This window comes from Pseudomonas violetae, assembly GCF_023072615.1.
GTDB classification, from domain to species: Bacteria; Pseudomonadota; Gammaproteobacteria; order Pseudomonadales; family Pseudomonadaceae; genus Aquipseudomonas; species Aquipseudomonas violetae.
In genome coordinates this window covers 40,654-50,178 of sequence record NZ_JAKNRW010000036.1, presented here as the reverse complement: position 1 = coordinate 50,178, position 9,525 = coordinate 40,654, and the positions used below count along the sequence as shown (strand labels likewise).

The window sequence follows — 9,525 nt, the reverse complement described above, 5'->3', positions numbered from 1 at the left end:
CGCACGACGCAGCGGCGCCGCGCTGGCCTGGCCATCGCCGACCAGGCTCGAACCCTCGGTGGCGTCGTTCAACCACCACCCCAGGATCGACGGCCGATTGGCACCCCACAGAGACAAACCGGCACGACGCAGCGCCTGCTCAGTGGTCGCAGGGTCAAAATCGACTTTCAACACCTGCGGCGGCCCCGCCTCGAAGCCGTACTGGCTGATGATCTGCTGCGGGTCCTTGCGGAGGGCGGCCAAGCCGGGGTTTTGCGCGGCCTTGGGATCGCCCGTCAGGCGCAACACCAGTGTGTCCAGTGCTTCCTGGGTCGCCTGGTCGCGAATCTCCGATGACTGGGCGCTCACAGGTTGACGCACTTGATAAAGACTTTTAACCGTTTCGGCATGACCTGCCAGGCTGAATAGCGACAAACAGCCCACAAACAAACATTTCGGAAAAAAAACCATGAAATATTCCTGAATATTGGAGCGGCTGGAACAGGCCGCGTGATCCGGACGAACATGGCTGTGACCACACCCTTCGACAGAACACTCACCCGGCCTGGGCAAGTTTTGCACTGTCATAACGATAGACGGTTAATAGCGCTACCTTATACAGGCATGAGCGAGACGACCAATACGGGATATGACGGTTTTTTTCGGCCGATATGCCCCTGCCGTCGGCGTGAGGATGGTCGCTGCCCTTCAAGCCTGATAAAATCGCGCGCCTTCGCAGACCGGCAACAGCCGGGCAGTGTCCGAATAGCGCACAAGGCTCTCGCCTTCGCAGTTTCGGCGTTCCCGCTGGACTCGGTCGTTACCCAGAAATCCCCCCTAAAGGCCTGGATCATGAGCAAGCAACCCTCCCTGAGCTACAAGGACGCCGGTGTAGACATCGACGCCGGTGAAGCATTGGTCGAACGCATCAAGAGCGTCGCCAAGCGCACTGCGCGCCCGGAAGTCATGGGCGGCCTGGGCGGTTTCGGCGCCCTCTGCGAAATCCCGGCCGGCTACAAGCAGCCTGTTCTGGTTTCCGGCACCGACGGCGTCGGCACCAAGCTACGCCTGGCGCTGAACCTGAACAAACACGACAGCATCGGCATCGACCTGGTGGCCATGTGCGTGAACGACCTGGTGGTCTGCGGCGCCGAGCCACTGTTCTTCCTCGACTACTACGCCACCGGCAAACTTAACGTCGAGACCGCGACCCAGGTTGTGACCGGCATCGGCGCTGGCTGCGAATTGTCGGGCTGCTCCCTGGTGGGCGGCGAAACCGCTGAAATGCCGGGCATGTACGAAGGCGAAGACTACGACCTGGCCGGTTTCTGCGTCGGCGTCGTTGAAAAATCCGAAATCATCGACGGTTCTAAAGTCGCTGCCGGCGATGCCCTGCTCGCCCTGCCGTCTTCCGGCCCGCACTCCAACGGTTACTCGCTGATCCGCAAAATCATCGAAGTGTCCGGTGCCGATATCGAAAACATCCAGCTCGACGGCAAACCGCTGACAGACCTGCTGATGGCCCCGACCCGCATCTATGTGAAGCCGCTGCTCAAGCTGATCAAGGACACCGGCGCCGTCAAGGCCATGGCCCACATCACCGGTGGTGGCCTGCTGGACAACATCCCGCGCGTTCTGCCAAAAGGCGCCCAAGCGGTGGTTGACGTTGCAAGCTGGACTCGCCCTGCTGTGTTCGACTGGCTGCAAGAGCAAGGCAACGTCGACGAAAACGAAATGCACCGCGTGCTGAACTGCGGCGTCGGCATGGTCATCTGCGTGGCTCAAGAGCACGTCGAGACTGCGCTCAATGTGCTGCGTGAAGCCGGCGAGCAGCCTTGGGTCATCGGTCAGATCGCCACCGCTGCCGAAGGCGCGGCTCAGGTTGAACTGAAGAACCTCAAGGCTCATTAATGTCCCAGACCTGTGATGTGGTGGTGCTGTTGTCCGGCACCGGCAGTAACTTGCAGGCCTTGATCGACAGCACGCGGACCGGCGACAGCCAGGTCCGCATCGCTGCGGTGATTTCCAACCGCGCCGACGCCTTCGGCCTGCAACGTGCCAGGGAAGCGGGTATCGACACCCGCTCCCTGGATCACAAGGCTTTCGATGGCCGCGAAGCCTTCGATGCCGCGCTGATCGAACTGATCGACGCCTTCAACCCCAAACTCGTGGTGCTGGCCGGATTCATGCGCATTCTCAGCGCTGATTTCGTGCGTCACTATGCGGGTCGCCTGCTCAATATCCATCCCTCGCTGCTACCCAAATACAAAGGGTTACACACACATCAGCGCGCGCTGGAAGCCGGCGACACTGAACACGGCTGCTCCGTACACTTCGTCACCGAGGAACTCGATGGCGGACCACTGGTCGTACAGGCAGTAATACCGGTAGAGTTGCATGATTCGCCGCAGAGTCTGGCGCAGCGAGTCCACACCCAGGAACACCTGATCTACCCGATGGCCGTACGCTGGTTTGCCGAAGGTCGCTTATCACTCGGTGAGCAAGGTACTTTACTGGACGGGCAGTTACTCGCCGCCAGCGGCCACTTGATTCGAACCTAGGAGATATTATGCGTCGTGCCCTGCTCTTCGCTTGCGCTCTGCTCGCCTTGCCATTGGCACAGGCTGCAGAACTTCAACCTTTCTCCGCCAGCTACACCGCCGACTGGAAACAGTTACCCATGAGCGGCACGGCATCGCGCAGCCTGACCAAGGAAGCCAATGGCGTCTGGAAGCTCAGCTTCAAGGCTTCGATGATGATCGCCAGCCTGTCCGAAGAAAGCACCCTGACACTGGACAAGGACACCCTGCTGCCGCAGTCCTACCACTTCGAACGTGGCGGCCTGGGTAAAGCCAAGAAGGCAGACCTGGATTTCGACTGGACCACCAAGATGGTCACCGGCACCGATCGCGGTGATCCGGTCAAACTCCCACTGAACCGCGGAATGGTCGACAAATCCACTTACCAACTCGCACTGCAGCATGACGTGGCTGCGGGCAAGAAAAGCATGAGCTATCAGGTGGTCGATGATGGTGAAGTCGATACCTATGACTTCCGCGTGCTGGGCTCAGAAAAAGTCGACACCAAGGCTGGCCAGATCGACGCGATCAAGGTCGAGCGCGTGCGCGACCCAACTCAGAGCAAGCGCATTACCGTGCTGTGGTTTGCCAAGGATTGGGATTACCTGCTGGTCCGCCTGCAACAGGTTGAAACCGACGGCAAGGAGTACAACATCATGCTCCTAGACGGTACGGTGAACGGCAAGGCTGTCAAAGGCAGCTGAGCCACAGTAGAAAAAAAAGCCCCGCAATCGCGGGGCTTTTTTCGTTTCGACTTCAGACAACCCATACCGCCCTCGGGCTCTTCGCAAGCAAGCGCCGGCAATGCAATTGTAGGCGCGAGCTCGCTCGCGATGGTGGTTAACGATGACGTTGGGCACCTGACACCCCGAGGCGCCCTCAGGTTTTTCGCGAGCAAGCGCCTGCAATGCAATTGTAGGAGCGAGCTCGCTCGCGATGGTCGCTAACGATGACACAGGGCACCTGACACCCCGCGGCGCCCTCAGGTTTTTCGCGAGCAGGCTCGCTCCTACAAGGGGCGCGGCAGGATTGCGAGGAAATTGTCGCGGGCGACCTTTTTGGCAACGTCCTCGGGCAGCGCATCCAGAAACGGATCGAAGCTGCGCATTTCCTTGCCGAGCTTATTGAAGCGCCCCACCACGTCAGAACCGACCATGAAACGCTCCGGAAAGCGCTCCACCAGTGCCAGCCACTCTCGGCGCGGCTTGCCTTGCTCATCCAGCAGATACGGGGTCAGCAGGCTCCAGGACAGGTCGATGAATAAATTGGGATAGGCCTCCAGCATGCGGGTCAGGGTCGGCAACAGGAAATCCAACTGAACCTGGTGCCGGTGAATTTCCGCACTGGTACCGGCATGGGCCCAGATGAATCGGGTGTGCGGATGGTTGCGCAACGGCTCTTCGATTTCCGCGAGGTAGAGCGGATTTTTCTCGCGCTTGGAGGTGATGTTGGAATGCACCATCACCGGCAGATCGTTTTCCGCAGCCAGGTGATAAATCCGCGTCATGGCCTCGTTGTTGGCCCTGGGCGTGTCACCGGAGGTCAAAGCGGTCAGGTCGTCGTGCCGGGTGAAGACCTCGCCGATGCCCTGCCACAAGCCGGGATACAGATCGAGCATGCGCTGGATATGCGCCGCAGAGTTTTTGTCGTTGGGATTGAAGCCGGCCAGAAACGGATGAAAGCGCTGACGCTGTTCCGGCGTCAGCTTGCTCACTGCCGCCGCCACTATGACGTCGGTTGCACTGTACCAATAGGCATCCGCGTCATCCCCTGCGTAGTAACGGGGTCGCTTGGGCTCATCCTCATGCCATTTCTTCGCCACCGGAATACCGGAGATCATCACATGCTCGATGCGATTGTCAGCCATGGCCTTGAGCAACTTGGGCATGCCCGCCGTTTCCTGGAAGAAATCCACATAATGCAGATGAGCATCGCTGTAGGCATATTCGCGCGCACTGGCAGCAGCGCTTGATAACGCCAGCAAGCAGGCAACGCTGAGTCGGAACGGATGCAAGGGGGCTATCTCCAACAGTCAGGAACAGCGTAGACCCTCGTGCGAGCATCAGGTTCAGCGGACAGGAAAGTGGAACGCTCAGCGAACGCAATGTTCTATAACTTCACGGTCCGTTTTCATAGGATGGATTTTTCCTACCGCCAGCGAGGTTTGCCATGACAGTTACCGTCAATACCGTATCCGCCGAAGGTTTTCGCCACAGTGTACAAATCGACGACCACGAGCTCTTTGCCGACGTGCCCACCACTTCAGGGGGTGAAGGTACGGCGCCCGAGCCGCACGACTACTTCGACGCGGCACTGGGGGCCTGCAAGGCTCTGACCCTGAAGATGTACGCCAAAAAGAAAGACATCCCGCTGACCGGCGTAACGGTTGAGGTCAAGCGCGACAACAGTGAAGAGCCGAAAGGTAAGTACGCCCTGCACGTCAAGCTGACGCTCAAGGGCGTGCTCACCGACGCCCAGCGCGAAGAACTGCATCGTGTGGCCGATCGCTGCCCTGTCCACAAGCTGATGACCACCACCGACGTCAGCATCGAAACCCACCTGTCCGAAGGTGCTTTCAGCCAATAGCGGCAAGGGCTGTGCAAGCGGGTTATGCTCTTCGCGTCACCCGCTCAGCCTGGAATGCACCATGAACTCTCCACTCGTGATCCGCCCTCGCCCCGAAGACGTCGAAGGCCAGCCGATTCTTCGCCCGTTGCCGTCGGCCAAGTGCCGTAGCGTCGGGCCCTTCGTATTTTTCGACCACATGCTCGAAACCCGTTATGCCGCAGGAACGGGCATGAATATCCGCCAGCACCCGCACATCGGCCTCTCCACCCTCACCTACCTGTTTCAAGGTCAGCTGCAGCACAAGGACAGCCTTGGCTCCGATCAGGTGGTGGCGGCCGGTGACGTCAGCTGGATGACAGCGGGCAGCGCCATTGCCCACGTCGAGCGTACGCCGGCCTCCCTGAAGGAAAGCGGCTTCACGATGCATGGCCTGCAGGTCTGGCTCGCCTCTCCCAAGGCGCATGAACAGGGGCCGGGGCATTACAGCCACCATCCAGCGGCCAGCTTGCCGGTCAGTGACAATCTTGGAGTGCAGATACGGATGATTGCCGGGGCAGGCTTTTGCCTGGAATCGCCAGTGCCGGTGCTTTCTCCTACGTTGTATGCCGAACTTCACCTGCAGACCGCAACCACTTTGCTGATTCCCACCGAGCATGCAGAGCGGGCGTTGTATGTACTCGACGGCGAGGTACAACTCGATGGCGAGCGGGTTGAAGCGCATTCGCTGGTAGTGCTGCCGGTCGGGGAAACGATGACGTTGTTCGCCGAGAGCGACTGTCATGCCATGCTGTTTGGTGGTGCGCCGCTGGACGGCCCGCGGCGGATCAACTGGAATTTTGTCGCGAGTGATCCGGCGGCGATCGATGAGGCGCGACGGCGTTGGGCGGCTGGGGATTGGCCGACAGTGCCGGGGGAAAGCGAGCGTATTGAGTTACCTTGAGCTATGCGATGTCAATGATACCGCCATCGCGAGCAGGCTCGCGATGGCGTCCTGGAGATTGCATCGCCAGCGAGCCGGCCCTACTGGGTGAAGCGGAAATCTCGAGATAAAAAAACCCGCCGAAGCGGGTTTTTCACTGCAGCTCGGTTAAACCGACAACTCAACCAACAGCTTGTTGAGGCGACGCACATACGCCGCCGGGTCCTTCAAGCTGTCGCCGGCCGCCAGGGCCGCCTGGTCAAACAGGATGTGCGACAGGTCGCCGAAGCGCTCGTCGCTCTGCTCGCTGTCGAGTTTCTCGATCAACGGGTGAGCCGGGTTGAATTCGAAAATAGGCTTCGAATCCGGCACCTTCTGCCCGCTGGCTTCGAGGATCTGGCGCATCTGCATGCCCAGGTCCTGCTCGCCGATGGCCAGGATCGCCGGGGAATCGGTCAGGCGGTGGGAAACCCGAACTTCGGCAACCGAATCGCCCAGTGCAGCTTTCAGACGCTCAACCAGCCCTTCTTTGGACTTGGCGACTTCTTCAGCGGCTTTCTTGTCCTCTTCCGAGTCCAGGTTGCCCAGGTCCAGATCACCGCGCGCCACGTCTACAAACGACTTGCCATCGAAATCGCTGAGATAGCTCATCAGCCACTCGTCGATACGGTCAGTCAGCAGCAGCACTTCGATGCCTTTCTTGCGGAAGACTTCCAGGTGCGGGCTGTTCTTGACCTGGGCATAGGTTTCGCCAGTCAGGTAATAGATCTTGTCCTGACCTTCCTTGGCGCGAGCCAGGTATTCGGCCAGGGACACCACTTGCTCGCCTTCTTCGCCCTGGGTGGAGGCGAAACGCAGCAGACCAGCAATTTTTTCCTTGTTGGCGAAATCTTCTGCCGGGCCTTCTTTCATGACCTGACCGAAGTTTTTCCAGAAGCCCTTGTATTGCTCAGGCTCGTTCTTCGCCAATTTTTCCAGCATGTCGAGAACGCGCTTGGTCAGCGCCGATTTCATCGAGTCGATGATCGGGTCTTTCTGCAGGATTTCCCGCGACACGTTCAGCGACAGGTCATTGGAATCGACCACGCCTTTGATGAAGCGCAGGTACAGCGGCAAGAACGATTCGGCCTGGTCCATGACGAACACGCGCTGCACGTACAGCTTCAGGCCTTTAGGCGCTTCACGCTGGTACAGGTCGAACGGGGCGCGGGCCGGTACGTAGAGCAGCGAGCTGTATTCAAGCTTGCCCTCGACCTTGTTATGACTCCAGCTCAGCGGGTTTTCGAAGTCGTGGCCGATGTGTTTGTAGAACTCCTGATATTCCTCGTCCTTCACGTCGTTGCGCGGGCGGGTCCACAGGGCGCTGGCGCGGTTGACGGTTTCCCACTCAACGGCCGGCTGCTCTTCGCCTTCTGCGGCCGTCACTTCTTTTGGCAGCTCGATCGGCAAGGCAATGTGATCTGAGTACTTCTTGACGATGTTACGCAGACGCCAGCCATCGGCGAACTCGTCTTCGCCGGATTTCAGGTGCAGGACGATGCGCGTGCCACGCTCGGCTTTCTCGATGGTCGCGACCTCGAAGTCACCTTCGCCCTTGGACGACCAGTGCACGCCTTCGCTGGCGGCATCGCCGGCACGACGGCTGTAAACATCGACTTTGTCGGCAACGATGAACGCAGAGTAGAAACCGACGCCGAACTGACCGATCAGGTGCGAGTCTTTCTTCTGGTCGCCCGACAGGTGCTTCATGAAGTCGGCAGTGCCGGACTTGGCGATAGTCCCCAGGTGGGTAATCGCGTCTTCGCGATTCATGCCAACGCCGTTGTCTTCGAGGGTGACGGTTTTGGCGTCTTTATCGAAGCTCACGCGGATTTTCAGTTCGGCGCCGCCTTCCAGCAGCTCTGGCTTGGCCAGGGCTTCGAAACGTAATTTATCGACAGCGTCAGAGGCGTTCGAGATCAATTCGCGAAGGAAGATTTCCTTGTTGGAATACAGCGAATGGATCATGAGGTGCAGCAATTGCTTCACCTCGGTCTGGAAGCCCAGGGTTTCCTTTTGAGTTTCCACACTCATGGTCATCAAACTCCAATCAGATGGCAGTGGCCACGACCTTCAGGGTCGGCGGCGGGTTGTCATCAAAGTTGGGGGCATGGTTCAGGATTTCAAGGGCTCATCGATTTTGAAATGCGCTCGCGCCGTGGCAATGGGTTCGGCTTCGGTGCTTTGCCAGGCGGTAATGGCCACATTGGCGACCCGACGCCCCTGGCGGCATACCTGGCATCTGGCCCAGGTATCACGAAACTGCCCGGCCCGCAGGTAATCCAGGGAAAAGTCGATGATCTTCGGCACGCCCGGCGAACCGGTAAACACCAGCAGGTGCAGCGCTGCGCACAACTCCATGAACCCGGCAATCACCCCACCGTGGATAGCCGGTAATAAAGGGTTACCAATGTTGTCTTTGTTGGCCGGCAAGCGAAACAGCAGCTCATCTCCCACCCGCGAACATTCGACCCCGATCAGCTTGGCGTAGGGAATAAGGTGCAACAGCGAGGCATAGTCGCCCTGCTCATGAGCCAGTTGCAGTTGCGTCTTGAAGGCATCATTCATTTTACACCTCCAGCAACCGCACCGCCGAAGCCTTTGGTGCCCTTGATAGCCTTGCCCATGCGCATGAATGTGCCCACCACATGAGCAATGGGTTGCCCGGGATCGTCCTGATAAGCGAAGCCGCGGGCAAAGATCACGTCGGTGGTGACCCGGTAGCATTGCGCGAAGCCGTAGACATCCTTGTGCGGTTCAGCCGCATGCATGTAGTCAATACGCAGATCGAGCGTGGGACAGACTTCGAACTCGGGCAGCACGCAGAGCGTGGACATGCCGCAGGCAGTGTCCATCAGCGTGGTCAGGGCACCGCCGTGGATCACGCCCGTCTGCGGATTGCCGATGATTTGGGCGCTGTAGGGCAGGATGACAGTGAGTCCCTCCTGGCTGGCGCTGTGGACACTCAACCCAAGCACCTGACAGTGCCTCAACGCCGAAAGAAACCGCGTTGCACGCTCAAAAATGGGGTTTTCAGTCATTTCTCAAATATCCTTCCAAATGTTAAAGAATCGCATCAGACAATGTCACCAAAAGTTCCTGTAAGAATATTCTTATATATCTGTGCGATAGGAGGAACTTAACGATGACAGGCATGCTCGAAAGGCCAGTAGATACTTTCCATAAGGAGAAATACCCCATGCAGAAGACTTTAGCTATTGCCTTGATGTTGACCGCCTCCCTCGGTCTCGCAGCCTGCGATAAAAAATCTGAGGACAAAGCTCAAGACGCTAACCAACATGCTGAGCAAGCTCAGCAAGACATGAACAAAGCACAGGATAAAGTGAACGACGCGGCCAAAGAAAACGCCGAAGCGGCCAAAGCTCAGGCCGAATCGAACGAAGCAGCTGCAAAAGAAGAAGCGCCTAAAAACTAAGACAG

At 58.6% G+C, this 9,525-nt stretch carries 11 protein-coding genes and 1 pseudogene; 7 read left to right on the top strand and 5 right to left on the bottom strand.

All coding sequences use genetic code 11. The features are described from left to right. On the bottom strand, positions 1–450 hold a 450-nt coding region (locus L9059_RS25910), incomplete at its 3' end, for a DUF2066 domain-containing protein (protein ID WP_247293707.1). A 381-nt stretch (positions 451–831) separates the two neighbouring features. Here L9059_RS25910 and purM point away from each other — a divergent pair. The 4 genes and pseudogenes from purM to L9059_RS25890 all read left to right on the top strand — a co-directional run. After that, entirely contained in the window at positions 832–1,890 is a 1,059-nt protein-coding gene (gene purM, locus L9059_RS25905) for a phosphoribosylformylglycinamidine cyclo-ligase (protein WP_150581682.1), read from the top strand. Beyond that, positions 1,890–2,540, top strand: a complete 651-nt coding sequence (purN, locus tag L9059_RS25900) for a phosphoribosylglycinamide formyltransferase (RefSeq protein WP_247293704.1) — start codon at positions 1,890–1,892, stop codon at positions 2,538–2,540. Before purM ends, purN begins: the two co-directional genes overlap by 1 nt. Positions 2,541–2,548: 8 nt before the next feature. Continuing rightward, positions 2,549–3,262 carry a DUF3108 domain-containing protein gene (locus tag L9059_RS25895; protein WP_122837993.1) on the top strand — a complete coding sequence of 238 codons (714 nt, stop codon included), beginning with the start codon at positions 2,549–2,551 and terminating at the stop codon, positions 3,260–3,262. Positions 3,263–3,494: 232 nt separating this feature from the next. Then, positions 3,495–3,572 (top strand): annotated as a pseudogene (locus L9059_RS25890) (outer membrane lipoprotein carrier protein LolA); the annotation flags it as partial. Here L9059_RS25890 and L9059_RS25885 read toward each other — a convergent pair. Next, positions 3,568–4,572 carry an amidohydrolase family protein gene (locus L9059_RS25885; RefSeq protein WP_247293702.1) on the bottom strand — a complete coding sequence of 335 codons (1,005 nt, stop codon included), beginning with the start codon at positions 4,570–4,572 and terminating at the stop codon, positions 3,568–3,570. The pseudogene L9059_RS25890 and the gene L9059_RS25885 sit on opposite strands and share 5 nt — an antisense overlap. A gap of 155 nt (positions 4,573–4,727) precedes the next feature. On the opposite strand from L9059_RS25885, the gene L9059_RS25880 reads away from it, so the two are divergent. Further along, a complete protein-coding gene (locus L9059_RS25880) occupies positions 4,728–5,144 on the top strand; it encodes an OsmC family protein (protein ID WP_247293700.1) in 417 nt (138 codons plus the stop codon). 61 nt (positions 5,145–5,205) lie between these two features. After that, on the top strand, positions 5,206–6,066 hold the full coding sequence (locus L9059_RS25875; protein ID WP_247293698.1) for a pirin family protein: 861 nt from the start codon (positions 5,206–5,208) through the stop codon (positions 6,064–6,066). Positions 6,067–6,213: 147 nt separating this feature from the next. On the opposite strand, the gene htpG is transcribed toward L9059_RS25875, so the two are convergent. The 3 genes from htpG to L9059_RS25860 form a co-directional block, all read right to left on the bottom strand. Next, positions 6,214–8,118, bottom strand: coding sequence for a molecular chaperone HtpG (gene htpG / locus L9059_RS25870; RefSeq protein ID WP_247293696.1), 1,905 nt, complete (start codon positions 8,116–8,118; stop codon positions 6,214–6,216). Positions 8,119–8,199: 81 nt separating this feature from the next. Further along, positions 8,200–8,652, bottom strand: a complete 453-nt coding sequence (locus L9059_RS25865; protein WP_247293695.1) for a PaaI family thioesterase — start codon at positions 8,650–8,652, stop codon at positions 8,200–8,202. After that, a complete protein-coding gene (locus tag L9059_RS25860; protein WP_247293694.1) occupies positions 8,649–9,125 on the bottom strand; it encodes a PaaI family thioesterase in 477 nt (158 codons plus the stop codon). The genes L9059_RS25865 and L9059_RS25860 overlap by 4 nt, the downstream gene beginning before the upstream one ends. A gap of 158 nt (positions 9,126–9,283) precedes the next feature. On the opposite strand from L9059_RS25860, the gene L9059_RS25855 reads away from it, so the two are divergent. Then, positions 9,284–9,520: a hypothetical protein gene (locus L9059_RS25855; RefSeq protein ID WP_247293693.1), complete on the top strand. Its 237-nt coding sequence runs from the start codon at positions 9,284–9,286 to the stop codon at positions 9,518–9,520. The last annotated feature ends 5 nt before the right edge of the window (positions 9,521–9,525 follow it).